This is a genomic window from Streptomyces sp. NBC_01689 (assembly GCF_036250675.1).
Lineage (GTDB): Bacteria > Actinomycetota > Actinomycetes > Streptomycetales > Streptomycetaceae > Streptomyces.
Map to the genome: position 1 here is coordinate 3991133 of NZ_CP109592.1, position 14722 is coordinate 4005854.

Genomic DNA, 14722 nt, shown 5'->3' on the forward strand with positions numbered 1-14722 from the left:
GGTCATGGGGGTCGGTCATTCCATACAGCGGGCAGCAGGTTCATACCCACACACCGCTAGTGATCATAACTATCCGTACGCGCGCATTGATCGGCGCACGGCCGCACAAGGGGGCGCATGGCCAATATGGTCAGGGCATGACGACCGAGCCTCTTTCCTTCCCGCGCCGGTACGCCCGGACGCAGCGGTTCACCCTGGGCGCACCCCGCGCGTTCACCGTCTCCCCGGACGGTTCCCGGGTCGTGTTCCTGAGGTCCCCGTCCGGTACGGACCGGGCGAACCGGCTGTGGGTCCTCGACGTCGCGGACGGCCGGGAACGTGTCGTGGCCGACCCCGCGGCCCTGCTCGGAGGCGCCGGCGAGCACCTCTCGGCCGCGGAGCGGGCACGCCGTGAACGCAGCCGTGAGGGCGGCGCGGGAGTGGTCGGCTACGCCACCGACGACGCGGTCGAGCTCGCCTCTTTCGCCTTGTCAGGGCGGCTTTTCACGGCGGAGCTGAGGGCCGGCACGGCCCGTGAACTCCGGGTCCCCGGAGCGGTGATCGACCCGCGCCCGTCGCCCGACGGTCGGCTGGTCGCGTACGTCTCCCAGGGGGCGCTGCGGGTCGTCGACGCCGAGGGCGGGAACGACCGGGCGCTCGCGAGGCGGGAGCCCGGGTCGGAGCCGGAGTCGGTCTCCTACGGATTGGCAGAATTCATCGCGGCCGAGGAGATGGACCGCTCCCGCGGCTTCTGGTGGTCGCCGGAGTCGGACCGGCTGCTCGTCGCCCGGGTCGACGACGCGCCCGTACGCCGTTGGTGGATCTCCGATCCCGCGCAGCCGGAACAGGCTCCGCAGCAGGTCGCCTACCCGTCGGCGGGTACGGACAACGCGGACGTACGGCTCTTCGTGATCGCCCTCGACGGGACCCGCACGGAGGTCTCCTGGAACCGCGCCCAGTACCCGTACCTGGCGCGTGTGCACTGGTCAGCGGCGGGGGCGCCGCTGATCCTGGTGCAGGCCCGGGACCAGCGCAGCCAGCTGTTCCTGGCCGTCGACCCGGACACCGGGAAGACCCGGATGGTGCATGCCGACGAAGATCGACAATGGCTTGATCTTTTCCATGGGGTGCCCTGCTGGAGCCCCGGCGGACAGCTCGTGCGGATCGCCGACGAGGGCGGGGCGCGGGTGCTGGCGTTCGGCGAACGCCTCCTGACCGGACCGCAGTTGCACGTGCGCGCGGTGCTCGACGTCTCGGACGACGACGTGCTGGTCACGGCGTCGGCGGGGGAGGCCGCGGCCTCCCCGGAGACCGGCGAGGTGCATGTCTACCGGGTCAACGAACTGGGGGTCGAGCGCCTCTCCCAGGAGCCCGGGGTGCACTCGGCGGTGCGTTCCGGACGGGTGACCGTGCTCGTCTCCGCGGTGCCCGGGAAGCCGGGGGCCCGGGTGCAGGTGCTCCGGGAGGGCAAGCGTGCGGCGACCGTCGCCTCGTACGCCGAACACCCGGGTCTGTCCCCGCGCGTGACGCTCACCGAGGGGGGCGCACGCAAAATCCCATGCGCCCTGCTTATGCCCGCGGACTACGACGGTGACGCTCCGCTGCCCGTCCTGATGGACCCCTACGGCGGTCCGCACGGCCCCCGCGTCCTCGCGGCGCACAACGCGCACCTCACCTCGCAGTGGTTCGCGGACCAGGGCTTCGCGGTGATCGTCGCGGACGGCCGCGGCACCCCCGGCCGCTCCCCCGCCTGGGAGAAGGCGGTCAGGGACGACTTCACCCTCACCCTCGACGACCAGATCGACGCGCTGCAGGGACTGGCCGAGAGGTATCCGCTGGACCTGTCCCGGGTGGCGATCCGCGGCTGGTCCTTCGGCGGCTGGCTCGCCGGACTGGCCGTCCTGCGCCGCCCGGACGTCTTCCACGCGGGCATCGCGGGCGCCCCGGTCACGGACTGGCACCTGTACGACACCCACTACACGGAGCGCTACCTCGGCGACCCGGCGACAGCGGCGCCCGCGTACGCGAGGAGTTCGCTGATCGCCGAAGGGGGCCTGTCCGCGCCCGCCGAGCCGCACCGGCCGCTGATGATCGTGCACGGACTGGCCGACGACAACGTGGTGGTGGCCCACGCGCTGCGGCTGTCCTCGGCGCTGCTGGCCGCGGGCCGCCCGCACGAGGTGCTGCCCCTCTCGGGCGTGACGCACATGACCCCGCAGGAGCAGGTCGCGGAGAACCTGCTGCTGCTCCAGGTCGACTTCCTGAAGCGCTCGCTCGGGATGCGCTGACGGCCGGCGGCCGGGCCGTTCGTGCGACCGGCCGGAGCGACATGGCGCGCTCCGGCCGGTCTACGGCACCCGCACGGCCGTACGCCGCTCAGAGTGACGCGTCCGTATATCGGTGTCGCGACGGCCGAGTTGCCTGCGTGTTAACGAAATTGCTGCGCATTTGTCAGCTTATGCACGCCCGTTCGGCGGCTCGTCCGGCGTCCCGGGCGGCGTCTCGTCCAGCGCGCCCTCGGGCGGCACGACCTGCTTCTCCTCGGCGAAATGGCAGGCCGAGGCGTGCGCGGCGGGCCCCTGCGAGTGACGGAACTCCGCGGGCACGGCGAGCAACGGCACCTCCAGCGCGCACCGCTCCTGGGCCTTCCAGCAGCGGGTGCGGAAACGGCAGCCGGAGGGGACGTTCGCCGGGGAGGGCACGTCCCCGGTGAGGATGATCCGCTCCCGGTGCTCGCGGGCCTCCGGGTCGGGCACGGGCACCGCGGAGAGCAGTGCCTGGGTGTAGGGGTGCGTCGGATGGTCGTAGATCTCGGCGTCCCTGCCCGTCTCCACGATCCGCCCGAGGTACATGACGCCGACCCGGTCGGAGATGTGCCGCACGATGGAGAGGTCGTGGGCGATGAACACGTAGCTGAGGTCGAACTCGTCCTGGAGCCTCGCCATCAGGTTGATGACCTGGGCCTGCACGGAGACGTCGAGCGCGGAGACCGGTTCGTCCGCGACGATGATCTCGGGGCGCAGCGCCAGTCCCCGCGCGATGCCGATGCGCTGCCGCTGACCGCCGGAGAACTGGTGCGGATAGCGGTTGATGTACTCGGGGTTGAGCCCGACCACGTCCAGCAGGTCCTGGACGCGCTTTCCGCGGTCGCCCTTCGGCGCGACCTCGGGGTGGATCTCGTACGGCTCCCCGATGATGTCGCCGACGGTCATCCGGGGGTTGAGCGAGGTGTACGGGTCCTGGAACACCATCTGGATGTTGCGGCGGACGGCCTTGAGGGCGCGGCCGGACAGCCGGGTGATGTCCTCGCCCTTGTACTTGATCACCCCGGCGGTCGGCCGCTCCAGGTTGACCAGCATCTTCGCGACCGTGGACTTGCCGCAGCCGGACTCGCCGACGATGCCGAGGGTCTCGCCGCGGCCGAGATGGAAGTCGACCCCGTCGACGGCCCGGACCGCGCCGATCTGCTTCTTGAACAGGATGCCCCGGGTGAGCGGGTAGTGCTTGACCAGTCCGCTGATCTCCAGCAGCGCCTCAGGCACGGGAGCCTCCCCCGGTGGTCCCGGCGTCGAGCGTCTCCCGCCAGAAGAAGCAGGCGCTGGCTCGCTCCCCGCCCCCTTGGTCCACCGCGGCGAGCGGAGGCACCTCGCTCCGGCAGATGTCCTGGGCCATCGGGCAGCGCGGGTTGAAGGCGCAGCCGGGCGGGATGTGCATGAGGTTCGGCGGCAGGCCCTTGATGGCGTAGAGCTCGTGGCCCTTCTGGTCGAGCCGGGGGATCGACTCCAGCAGGCCCTTCGTGTACGGGTGGGCCGGCGCCTTGTAGATGTCGTGGACCGGCGCCGACTCGACGATCCGGCCCGCGTACATCACCGCGATCCGGTCCGCGACGTCGGCGACCACGCCGAGATCGTGGGTGATGAGGATGAGCCCCATGTTGAGCTCGCGCTGCAGCTCGGCGAGGAGATCCATGACCTGGGCCTGGACCGTGACGTCGAGCGCGGTGGTGGGTTCGTCGGCGATGATCAGCGCGGGTTCCAGGGCCAGCGCCATGGCGATCATGATGCGCTGGCGCATACCGCCGGAGAACTGGTGCGGATAGTCGCGCACCCGCTGGGCGGCGGCCGGGATGCGTACCCGGTCCATGAGTTCGACCGCCTTGGCCCGGGCGTCCTTGCGGGACATGCCGCGGTGCACGGTGAACATCTCGCCGAGCTGGTCGCCGACGCTGAGCACCGGGTTCAGCGAGGACAGCGCGTCCTGGAAGATCATCGCCATCTCGGCGCCGCGCACCTTGCGCCGCTGCTCCTCCTTGAGCTTCAGCAGGTCCCTGCCCTGGAAGAGGATCTCGCCCCCGGTGATTCTGCCGGGCGGCATGTCGAGGATGCCCATGATCGCCTGCGCGGTCACGGACTTGCCCGAGCCGGACTCGCCGAGGACGGCGAGCGTCTGTCCCTCGTCCACTCCGTAGGTGACCCCGTTGACGGCCTTGGCGACCCCGTCCCTGGTTCTGAACTCCACGTGCAGGTCGCGTACTTCGAGCAGCACGGCGGTCACCTCAGCTTCGGGTCGAGGGCGTCGCGCACCGCGTCGCCGAGCATGATGAACGCGAGCACGGTGATCGCGAGGGCGCCGGCGGGCCACAGCAGCATGTGGGGGGCCTGGCGGATGTACGCGGACGCCGCGGAGATGTCGATGCCCCAGGACACCGTCGGGGGCTTCAGGCCCACGCCGAGGTAGGAGAGCGTCGCCTCCAGCGAGATGTACGTGCCGAGCGCGATGGTCGCCACGACGATCACCGGGGCGACGGCGTTGGGCGTGATGTGCCGCAGCAGCATCCGGGAGTTGGAGGCGCCGAGGGCGCGGGCCGCCTGGACGTAGTCGTTCTGTTTGGTCGTGATGACGGAACCGCGCGCGATCCGGGAGATCTGCGGCCACCCGAGCAGCACCATGAACCCGATGACGGGCCAGATCGTGTTGCTGGTCACCACGGAGAGGAGGACCAGACCGCCGAGGACGACGGGGATGGCGAAGAAGATGTCGGTGATCCGGGACAGGATCGCGTCGCCCAGCCCGCCGAAGTACCCGGCGAGCCCGCCGAGCACCGAGCCCAGGATCGCGACACCGAGGGTGGCGCAGACGCCGACGCTGATCGAGACGCGGGTCCCGTACACCGTCCGGGTGTAGACGTCGCAGCCCTGTCCGTCGAATCCGAAGGGATGCCCCGGCTGCGAGCCCTGCTGGGCCTTGGCGAGGTCGCACTTGAGGGGGTTCTGGCTCGCGATGAGCGACGGCCAGATGGAGATGACGACCAGGAAGAGGATGACCAGTCCGGCGATGATGAAGACGGGATTGCGCCGCAGGTCCCGCCAGGCGTCGGACCACAGGCTCCTGGGCTTCTCCTGCGGGCCCGTGCCCAGCGGTCCGCCGGGCGTCTTCTCCAGGGTCTCGGCCTCGCTGGCGGCCAGGTCCATGGCACCGCCCATTCCGGTCGCGGCGATGGCTCCCTGCTGGTCGAACGGCGGCTGCTCAGGCATAGCGGATCCTCGGGTCGAGTACGGCGTAGAGGAGGTCCACGAGCAGGTTGGCGACGAGGAAGACCAGGACGAGGACGGTCACGAAGCCGACCACGGTCTGGGTGTTCTGCCGCACGATCCCCTGGTAGAGCTGGTAGCCGACCCCGTGGATGTTGAAGATCCGCTCGGTGACGATCGCGCCGCCCATGAGCGCGCCGATGTCCGTGCCGATGAAGGTGACCACGGGGATCAGCGAGTTGCGCAGCAGGTGCCTGGTGATCACCCGGCGTCTGGGCAGGCCCTTGGCGACGGCCGTACGGACGTAGTCGGACCGCCTGTTCTCCGCGATGGAGGTCCGGGTCAGCCGGGTCACGTAGGCGAGCGACACGGAAGCCAGTACCAGGCCGGGCACGATCAGCTCGCCGAAGGTCGCCTCCGGTGAGACCGAGGGCTTGATCCAGCCCCACTGGACGCCCAGCAGCAGCTGGAGCAGCAGACCGGTCACGAAGGTGGGCACCGAGATGACCACGAGGGTCAGCAGCAGGACCCCCGAGTCGACGGGCCGCCCGCGGCGCAGACCGGTGACGACGCCGAGGGTGATGCCGATGACGACCTCGAGGACGATCGCGACGATCGTCAGCCGGATGGTCACCGGGAAGGCGGCGCCCATCAGATCGATGACGGACTGCCCGTTGAAGGCGGTGCCGAAGTCGCCGGTGAAGATGTGCTTCATGTACGTCCCGTACTGGGTGAAGATTCCCTTGTCGAGGCCGTACTCCCTCTTGAGCTGGGCGGCCGTGGCGGGGTCGCACTGCCGCTCGCCGCACAGACCCGCGATGGGGTCGCCCATCACGTTCACCATCAGGAAGATCAACAGTGTGGCGCCGATGAAGACCGGGATCATCTGCAGCAGGCGCCGGATCACGTACCGTCCCACGGGAGCTCCAGGGATAGGTGCGGGCGGGTGCCCCGGGCTGCCCGGGGCACCCGCCCTTCGGCTCAGCTGACCTTGATCTCGTTGTACACGGGGACGCTGAACTGGTTGAGCGCCACGTTGGAGACGCGTGCCGAGTAGCCCGCGCTGCCGTTCTGGTACCAGAGCGGGATCGCGGCCATGTTGTCCCGCACGACGCCTTCGGCCTGCTGGAAGAGCTGGATCGCCTTGGCCCTGTCGGTCTCGGCGTTCGCCCGGTCCACGAGCTTGTCGAAGTCCTTGTTGGACCACTTGCCGTCGTTGGAGGAGGCGTTGGTGTAGTACAGCGGCTGCAGGAAGTTCTGGATCAGCGGGTAGTCCATCTGCCAGCCGGCCCGGAAGGGACCGGGCATCTTGTGCTGGCCGATCTTGTTTCGGAAGTCGGCGAAGGTGCCGATCGGGTTGCCGACGCAGGCCCGGTCGTTGCCGAGCGCGTTGTTGATGGAGTTGCAGACGGCGTCGATCCACTCCTTGTGGGAGCCGGTGTCGGCGTTGTAGGAGATCTTGACCTGGCCGCCGGGCAGACCGCCGCCCTCCTGGATCAGCTTCTTGGCCTCGGCCGGGTTGTAGGTGCAGGACGCGCCGCACAGTCCGTCCTGGAAGCCGCCGTCCTTGCCGAGCACCGGTGAGGTCCAGTCACCGGCCGGGGTGCGGGTCTTCTGGAAGATCGTGTTCGTGATCTGGTCGCGGTTGATCGCCATGGACAGGCCCTTGCGGACCTTCTCCGAGCCGCTCTTGTCCCAGTTCTTGTCGTAGAACGGGAAGGCGAGCGTCTGGATGATCCCGGCCGGCGTGTTGATGTACCGGTCGCCGAGGTCACTCTTGACGTTCTTGAGCTGGGAGGCCGGGACGTCGTCGACGAGGTCGAGGTTGCCGGCCAGGAGGTCCGTGTAGGCCGTGCTGTTGTCGGTGTAGACCTTCAGGTCCACCCCGTCGTTCTGCGCCTTGTCGCTGCCGGGGTAGCCGTCCCACTTCCGCAGCGACATCGTCGAGCCCTTGGTGTACGAGTCGACCGAGTACGGCCCGTTCCCGACCGGCTTCTTGATCCAGGCCGCGTGGTCGTCGAAGAACGCCTTGGGCAGCGGGGCGTAGGCGACGTATCCGAGGGTGTCGGGAAACGTCGAGAACTTCTGGTTGAGCTTCACCGTGAAGGTGTCGGTGCCGGTCACCTTCAGCCCGGACAGCTTGTCCGCGCTCTGCGAGCCGGTGTCGGGGTGGACCTTGTCGTACCCGTCGATGTACCCGAAGAAGTACGCGTTCTTCTGGTTGTTCTTCAGACTCGCGCCGTAGTTCCAGGCGTCCACGAAGGACTGGGCGGTGACGGCCTCGCCGTTGCTGAACTTCCAGCCGCTCTTGACCGTGATCTTGAAATTCTGCGAGTCCGTGGTCTCGATCTTCTGCGCCAGCATGTCCTGCGCCGCGCCGGTCTTGGAGTCGTACCGCTTCAGCCCCCGGAAGATCATGTCGAGGACCTTGCCGCCCTGCACCTCGTTGGTGTTGGCGGGCTCCAGCGGGTTCTGCGGGTCACCCCAGGAGGAACTCACCACTCCGGAGCCGCTTCCGCCGCCACCCCCACCACCGCCGCTCCCGCAGGCGGTCGCCGCGAGGGCGATCGCCGCCGCGCCGGCGGCCCATTTGGCGTGCGTGGCTCCACGCATGGAGTGCCTCCTCTGTGTGCGCTGTGCCGCCAGCGCCGAGGCGCTGCTCTCTTACCAGTCAATATCAACCGGTAACCGACATCACGCACATTCAGCCCACCCGTACGTGGGACAACACCCCTGGAGGAGAGCACCGCGTCCGGCGGCCGGCCCCGCCGGAGGGGCCGGGCGCCGCTTCTTCCGGCGAGGGCCCCTCCGTACGGCGAGGGTCCGTCCGGACGCGGAAAAGCCGGTTCCCGGCACCGCCGCTGCGGTGCCGGGAACCGGCTGGACCTGGTGACGCGCGGCTCAGGCCGCGTGCACGATGTCCTTCTGCTCGGCGAAGTGACACGCCGACTCGTGGGCCGCCGGGGTGTCCAGGCCCTTGAAGACCTCGGGCACCGCGAGCAGGGGCACCTCCTCGGCGCACTTGTCCTGCGCCTTCCAGCAGCGGGTACGGAAGCTGCAGCCGGACGGCGGGTTGGCCGGAGAGGGCACGTCACCGGTCAGGATGATCCGCTCGCGACGCTCACGGGCCTCCGGGTCCGGCACGGGCACGGCCGACAGCAGCGCCTGCGTGTAGGGGTGCGTCGGGTGCTCGTAGATCTGCTCGTCGGAGCCGATCTCCGCCATCTTGCCGAGGTACATCACGCCGACCCGGTCCGAGATGTGCCGGACGATCGACAGGTCGTGCGCGATGAAGATGTAGGACAGGTTGAACTCGTCCTGCAGCCGCTCCATCAGGTTGATGACCTGTGCCTGCACCGACACGTCGAGGGCCGACACCGGCTCGTCGCAGATGATGATCTCGGGGTTGAGCGCGAGACCGCGGGCGATGCCGATGCGCTGCCGCTGACCGCCGGAGAACTGGTGCGGGTAGCGGTTGATGTACTCGGGGTTCAGACCGACGACGTCCAGGAGGTCCATCACCTTGCGGCGGCGGTCGCCCTTCGGGGCCACCTCGGGGTGGATGTCGAAGGGTTCCCCGATGATGTCGCCGACCGTCATACGCGGGTTGAGCGAGGTGTACGGGTCCTGGAAGATCATCTGGATGTTCCGGCGGACCGCCTTGAGGGCGCGGCCGGACAGCTTGGTGATGTCCTGGCCCTTGTAGAAGACCTCGCCTGCGGTCGCCTGCTCCAGGCTCATCAGGAGCTTGGCCACCGTCGACTTGCCGCAGCCGGACTCACCCACGATGCCCAGGGTCTCGCCCTGGTACAGGTCGAAGGAGACACCGTCGACGGCCTTCACCGCGCCGATCTGCCGCTTGACCACGATGCCCTGCGTCAGCGGGAAGTGCTTGACGAGGTTGCGCACCTGCAGGATCGGTTCGCCACGGTCGACCGGCGCGTCCAGGGCGGCGAGCTCCTCCTCCACGGAGTGCGTGTCGGCGACCTCCACCTCGGAGACGTTCGGCGTCGCGTCCGTCGGCTGGGCGGACTTGGCCGGGTCAGCCATGGATCGTCTCCTTCCAGAAGTGGCACGCGCTGGCGCGGCCCTGCAGTTCCGTTCCGTCCCGCTCGGTCACCTGGACCAGTGCGGGACGCTCGGTGCGGCAGATGTCCTGAGCCCTGTCGCAGCGGGGGTTGAAGGCGCAGCCGCTCGGCACCTTCAGCAGGTTGGGCGGCAGGCCCTTGATCGCGTAGAGCTCCTGGCCCTTCTGGTCCAGGCGCGGGATCGAGTCGAGCAGGCCGCTGGTGTAGGGGTGGGCCGGGCGCTTGTACAGCTCGTGCACCGGCGCCGTCTCGACGATCCGGCCCGCGTACATCACCGCGATCTTGTCGGCGACGTCCGCGACGACACCGAGGTCGTGGGTGATGAGGATGAGACCCATCTGGTACTCGCGCTGGAGCTCCGCGAGCAGGTCCATCACCTGGGCCTGGACCGTCACGTCGAGGGCCGTGGTCGGCTCGTCTGCGATGATCAGGTCCGGTTCCAGGGCCAGCGCCATGGCGATCATGATGCGCTGGCGCATACCGCCGGAGAACTGGTGGGGGTAGTCGTTCACCCGGGCCGCGGCGCCCGGGATCTTCACCCGGTCCATCAGCTCGACGGCCTTGGCCCTGGCCTGCTTGCGCGACATTCCCTGGTGGACACGGAACATCTCGCCGAGCTGGTAGCCCACGCTGAGCACCGGGTTCAGCGAGGACAGCGCGTCCTGGAAGATCATCGCGATCCGCGCGCCGCGCAGCTTGCGCCGCTCCTCGTGGGACATGGTGAGCATGTCCTGGCCGTAGAAGCGGATCTCCCCCTGGGGGATCCGGGCCGGCGGCATGTCGAGGATGCCCATGATCGCCTGCGCGGTCACGGACTTGCCGGAGCCGGACTCGCCGAGCACGGCGAGCGTCTCCCCGGAGTTCACGGAGTAGTTGACGCCGTTGACGGCGCGGACCACGCCCTCACGGGTCTGGAACTCGACGTGCAGGTCACGCACTTCGAGCAGCGGGGCGGTGTTGCCGCCGTCGCCGGTTCGCGGAGCCGGGACGGCGTCCTTGGAGTCGATGTCGGTCACGTACGCCTCCCTCAGCGCATCTTGGGATCGAAGGCGTCGCGGACCACGTCGCCGAGCATGATGAACGCCAGCACGGTGATGCTCAGGGCACCGGCCGGGAACAGCAGGGCGTGCGGCGAGGTCAGGAACCGGTCCTGGGCGTCACTGATCATCACGCCCCAGGAGATGTTCGGGTACTGGATGCCGATGCCCAGGTAGGACAGGGCGGCTTCGGCACCGATGTAGACACCGAGGTTCATCGTGGTGATGACGATGACCGGGGCGAGCGTGTTCGGCAGGATGTGCCGGAACGCGATGCGCCACGAACCCGCGCCCAGGGCCCGGGCCGCCATCACGTAGTCGTTGTACTTGTTCGCGATGACCTCGCCGCGCATGATCCGGAAGACCTGCGGCCAGCCGAGGATCGCCATGATGAACGACACCGACCAGACGTCACCGCCGCCCCAGACGGACATGATCAGCAGACCGCCGATGAGCAGCGGCAGACCCGCGAACACCTCGGTGATGCGGGACAGCAGCGCGTCCGCCCAGCCGCCGATCAGACCGGCGAGCATGCCCACCAGACCGCCGATCAGGGTGGTGGCGATGGTGGTCACCACACCGACGACGATCGAGTTGCGCGTGCCGTACACGGCCCGGGTGTAGATGTCGCAGCCCTGTACGTCGTAGCCGAACAGGTGCCCGGACGAGGGTCCGCTCATGGAGTTCTGCAGCTGGCAGAAACCGTCCGAGAACGGGGAGCGCGCCGTGAACACGCTGGGCGCGATCGCCAGCGCGAGCAGGCACACGATGACCAGGGCGGTCACGATGAACATGGGCCGCTTGCGCAGGTCCGCCCAGCCGTCCTTGAGGAGGCTCGCCTGACGGGCGGCCGCCTTCTCCTCGGCCTCGATCTCCTTGGCGAGGGCGGCCTCGTCGGTCGTGGGCCTCTCTATCGTCTTCTCACTCATAACGGATCCTCGGGTCGAGCACGGCGTACAGCAGGTCCACGACGAGGTTGGCGACCAGGTAGATGAGCACCAGGAGGGTCACCAGACCGACCACGACGGGTCGTTCGCGCAGATACAGGGACTGGGCGAGCTGGCCACCGAGACCGGGCATGTTGAACACGCGCTCGGTGATGATGGCGCCGCCCATGAGGGCGCCGAGGTCGAAGCCCAGGAAGGTGACGACCGGAATCATGGAGTTCCGCAGCGCGTGCACGCCGATGACCCGGCGCCGGGGCAGGCCCTTGGCGATCGCGGTGCGGACGTAGTCGGCGCGGATGGACTCCGTCATGCTCGACCGGACCAGTCGCGCGATGTACGCCATGGAGGTCGCGGCCAGCACGATGGCCGGAAGGATGTAGCTCTGCGGCCAGCCCTTCTCGATACCGGCGACCGGGGTGAGCTTGAGGCTCATGCCGAACTCGAGCTGGAGCACGCTGCCGAAGACGAAGACCGGGATCGAGATCAGCACGAGCGTGGCGACGAGCACGACGTTGTCGAGGAACTTGCCCCGCTTGAGAGCGGAGAGGATGCCCGCGACGACGCCGATGACGGCCTCGATGGCGAAGGCGGTCAGACCCAGCTTCAGGGTGACCGGGAACCGCTCGGAGACGATCTCGGAGATGGCACGGCCGTTGTACGTCTCACCGAGGTCACCGGTGAAGACGCCGCTGATGTAGTGCCAGTACTGCTGGTAGAGCGGTTCGTTCAGGTGGTAGTGCGCGCGGAGGATCGCCGCGATGTTGGGGTCGGCGCGCTTGTCGCCGGCCAGTGCCTGGATCGGGTCGCCGGGCAACGCGAAGACCAGGCAGAAGATGATGAACGTGACGCCTATCAACACAGGGATCACCTGCAGAAGACGGCGCACGACGTATCGGCCCATGGGTACTCCAGAGGGGGGTGCTCGATCCGCCCGTGGCCGGGGCGGCGGCACTGTCGGACGGAAGACGGCAGAAAGGGTGAGCAGGGGAAGGCTTCGAGCTCCTCCCCTGCTCACCCCCTGTCCGCTGTATCGGACCTGCTCAGATACGGGTCAGCTGAGCTTGACCGTGTCCCACAGGATCTGGTGACCGGCGACCTTCATCGACTTGATCTTGTCGCTGAAGCCCGCGTTCAGGGTGTAGAAGTAGACCGGGATGTACGGCATGTCCTTCAGCAGGACGTCGTCGGCCTGCTGGTAGAACTTGACCGCGTCCTCGTGCGTCGGGGCCTGGTCACCCTTGACGAGGAGCTTCTCGAAGTCCTCGTTGACGTAACCCGAGTAGTTCGAGCCGTTGGCGATGGCGTCCTTGGAGAAGACCGGGCGGAGGTAGTCCTCGGCGTCCGGGTAGTCCATGCTCCACGCCATACGGAACGCGCCCTGGTACTTCTTGGCGTCCAGGTCGTTCAGGATGGTCTGGAACTGCTCGAACGGCTTCGCCGTCACCTTCAGGCCCAGGTTCTGCTGGAGCTGGTTCGCGACGGCCTCGATCCACTCCTTGTGGCCGCCGTCGGCGTTGTAGCCGAGCTCCAGCTTGTTGCCGGGCAGGCCGCCGCTCTTCTTGTAGAGCTCCTTGGCCTTCGCGACGTTCAGGGTGCAGCCGTCACCGCACGCGCCCTTGCGGTAGCCGTCGATGATCGGGCTGATGTAGTCGTCCGCGGGCGTACGCGCACCGAGGAAGACCTTGTCGGCGATCGTCTGCCGGTCGATGGCCATGGAGATGGCCTTGCGCAGGTCGGCGTTCTGGAAGGCCTTGTTGTACTTGATCGGGAAGCCGATGTAACCGACGGCCGAGTCGGCCTCGTCGATCGTACGGTTCGGCAGGTCCTTCTTGTACGTCGGCAGGCCCGAGGTCGGGATCGTCAGCAGGCTGTCGAGGTTGCCGGCGACGAGGTCCTTGTAGGCGGTGTCCGGGTTCGAGTAGATCTTGAAGTTGACACCCTTGACCTCGATCTTCGAGGCGTCCGGGTACTTGTCGTACTTCGTGGTGTCGATCTGCTCGTTGTGCTTGAACTTGCCCTTCATCTTGAAGGGGCCGTTGCCGATCGGGGCCTCGCCGAAGCCCTTCGGGTCCTTGAAGAACGCCTTGGGCAGCGGCACGAACGCCGTGAAGGACAGCTGGGACGGGAACGCCGAGAACGCGCCGCTGAGGGTGACCTGCAGGGTGCTGTCGTCGACGGCCTTGAGGCCCGACATCTGGTCGGTCGACGGCTTCTTGCCCTCGCCCGGGTTCAGGTCGCTGTAGCCCTGGATGTGGCTGAACAGCGGGTTGGTCTGCTGGGCGTTCGTCTGGTTCGCGCCGTAGTTCCAGGCGTCGACGAACGACTGGGCGGTGACCTTCTCGCCGTTGTGGAACGTGTAGCCCGACTTGAGCTTGATCGTCCAGACCTTGTTGTCCTTGGTCTCGATCGACTCGGCCATGGCGTTGACGACCTTGTTGCTGGCGTCAAGCTTGGTCAGACCCGTGAAGAGGGCGTTGATGACCTGGCCGCCCTCGGTCTCGTACGTGTTGGAGGGAACCAGCGAGTTCTGCGGTTCGCCGATCTCCACCGACACGACGCCGTTGCCCTTGCCCGCGCCCGAGCTGCTGTCGCCCCCGCCACCGCCACAGGCCGTCGCACCCAGCGCCACAACTGCGGCTATCGCAACCCACTTGGCGCTCTTGGCACCACGCATGGGGCTCCTCCTCATGAGTCCATTGGTTCACCACTTGGAGGGGCACCTGACACATCACCGTCACCGGCGCCTGAAACGGTCAAGTGCCCCCGCGCTCGTGAGTCGTCGCCGCCAGCAGCGCATGACCCGTTGATCCGAGCTCTACGCGCCTAACTATCTGCCATGGCTCAGTGCCCGACCACACTCACAAGGTCTCGGTTCGATCACACCTGGCGCTCACATCTTCCAAAATCCGGACAAAGGGTTTGGCGAAAGATCCCTGCGAAACGGACTTGTTACACATGTATCGGTTCCGACTGTCCGCATTCCGGACGCATGGGGCGAGAAATCCAGTTGCGACTATCGTGGTCGCCGTGCGGGGGTCCGCTTGGCGTGCTCGCACACTGCCCCACCTGCGGGCGACGGCGCATAGCGCGGCCCAACAGGTGCGCGCGCCAGGGCCGTTCGGCGATCAAGCTCGCGCACG

Annotated in this window: 11 protein-coding genes; 1 reads left to right on the top strand and 10 read right to left on the bottom strand. The window is 67.9% G+C overall.

The features are described 5' to 3' along the window. Positions 1-137 precede the first annotated feature (137 nt). Positions 138-2267 (top strand): prolyl oligopeptidase family serine peptidase, encoded by a 2130-nt coding sequence (locus OG776_RS16820; RefSeq protein WP_148010298.1) that lies wholly within the window; start codon positions 138-140, stop codon positions 2265-2267. A gap of 168 nt (positions 2268-2435) precedes the next feature. Here the strand turns inward: OG776_RS16820 and OG776_RS16825 are convergent, their stop codons facing one another. The 10 genes from OG776_RS16825 to OG776_RS16870 form a co-directional block, all read right to left on the bottom strand. Continuing rightward, positions 2436-3521 carry an ABC transporter ATP-binding protein gene (locus OG776_RS16825; RefSeq protein WP_329321415.1) on the bottom strand — a complete coding sequence of 362 codons (1086 nt, stop codon included), beginning with the start codon at positions 3519-3521 and terminating at the stop codon, positions 2436-2438. Next, positions 3514-4524: an ABC transporter ATP-binding protein gene (locus OG776_RS16830; protein WP_148010296.1), complete on the bottom strand. Its 1011-nt coding sequence runs from the start codon at positions 4522-4524 to the stop codon at positions 3514-3516. Before OG776_RS16830 ends, OG776_RS16825 begins: the two co-directional genes overlap by 8 nt. Positions 4525-4529: 5 nt before the next feature. Further along, positions 4530-5513 (bottom strand): ABC transporter permease, encoded by a 984-nt coding sequence (locus OG776_RS16835; RefSeq protein ID WP_148010295.1) that lies wholly within the window; start codon positions 5511-5513, stop codon positions 4530-4532. Beyond that, entirely contained in the window at positions 5506-6429 is a 924-nt protein-coding gene (locus OG776_RS16840) for an ABC transporter permease (RefSeq protein WP_148010294.1), read from the bottom strand. Before OG776_RS16840 ends, OG776_RS16835 begins: the two co-directional genes overlap by 8 nt. A 62-nt stretch (positions 6430-6491) precedes the next feature. Next, the gene (locus OG776_RS16845; RefSeq protein ID WP_148010293.1) at positions 6492-8123 is read right to left on the bottom strand and encodes a peptide ABC transporter substrate-binding protein; all 1632 of its coding nucleotides are present in this window, start codon (positions 8121-8123) and stop codon (positions 6492-6494) included. A 288-nt stretch (positions 8124-8411) separates the two neighbouring features. Beyond that, entirely contained in the window at positions 8412-9560 is a 1149-nt protein-coding gene (locus tag OG776_RS16850) for an ABC transporter ATP-binding protein (protein WP_148010292.1), read from the bottom strand. Then, a complete protein-coding gene (locus OG776_RS16855; protein WP_148010291.1) occupies positions 9553-10614 on the bottom strand; it encodes an ABC transporter ATP-binding protein in 1062 nt (353 codons plus the stop codon). The genes OG776_RS16850 and OG776_RS16855 overlap by 8 nt, the downstream gene beginning before the upstream one ends. An 11-nt stretch (positions 10615-10625) precedes the next feature. Further along, positions 10626-11564, bottom strand: a complete 939-nt coding sequence (locus OG776_RS16860) for an ABC transporter permease (RefSeq protein ID WP_148010290.1) — start codon at positions 11562-11564, stop codon at positions 10626-10628. After that, positions 11557-12483, bottom strand: a complete 927-nt coding sequence (locus OG776_RS16865; RefSeq protein ID WP_148010289.1) for an ABC transporter permease — start codon at positions 12481-12483, stop codon at positions 11557-11559. The genes OG776_RS16860 and OG776_RS16865 overlap by 8 nt, the downstream gene beginning before the upstream one ends. 150 nt (positions 12484-12633) lie before the next feature. Further along, positions 12634-14256, bottom strand: coding sequence for a peptide ABC transporter substrate-binding protein (locus tag OG776_RS16870; protein WP_148010288.1), 1623 nt, complete (start codon positions 14254-14256; stop codon positions 12634-12636). Positions 14257-14722: the final 466 nt, after the last annotated feature.

Excerpts from the sequence above, each read along its gene's own strand:
- OG776_RS16820 (WP_148010298.1), top strand. The coding sequence starts at position 138 with ATGACGACCGAGCCTCTTTCCTTCCCGCGCCGGTACGCCCGGACGCAG.
- OG776_RS16835 (WP_148010295.1), bottom strand. The coding sequence starts at position 5,513 with ATGCCTGAGCAGCCGCCGTTCGACCAGCAGGGAGCCATCGCCGCGACC.
- OG776_RS16845 (WP_148010293.1), bottom strand. The coding sequence starts at position 8,123 with ATGCGTGGAGCCACGCACGCCAAATGGGCCGCCGGCGCGGCGGCGATC.
- OG776_RS16850 (WP_148010292.1), bottom strand. The coding sequence starts at position 9,560 with ATGGCTGACCCGGCCAAGTCCGCCCAGCCGACGGACGCGACGCCGAAC.
- OG776_RS16860 (WP_148010290.1), bottom strand. The coding sequence starts at position 11,564 with ATGAGTGAGAAGACGATAGAGAGGCCCACGACCGACGAGGCCGCCCTC.
- OG776_RS16865 (WP_148010289.1), bottom strand. The coding sequence starts at position 12,483 with ATGGGCCGATACGTCGTGCGCCGTCTTCTGCAGGTGATCCCTGTGTTG.
- OG776_RS16870 (WP_148010288.1), bottom strand. The coding sequence starts at position 14,256 with ATGCGTGGTGCCAAGAGCGCCAAGTGGGTTGCGATAGCCGCAGTTGTG.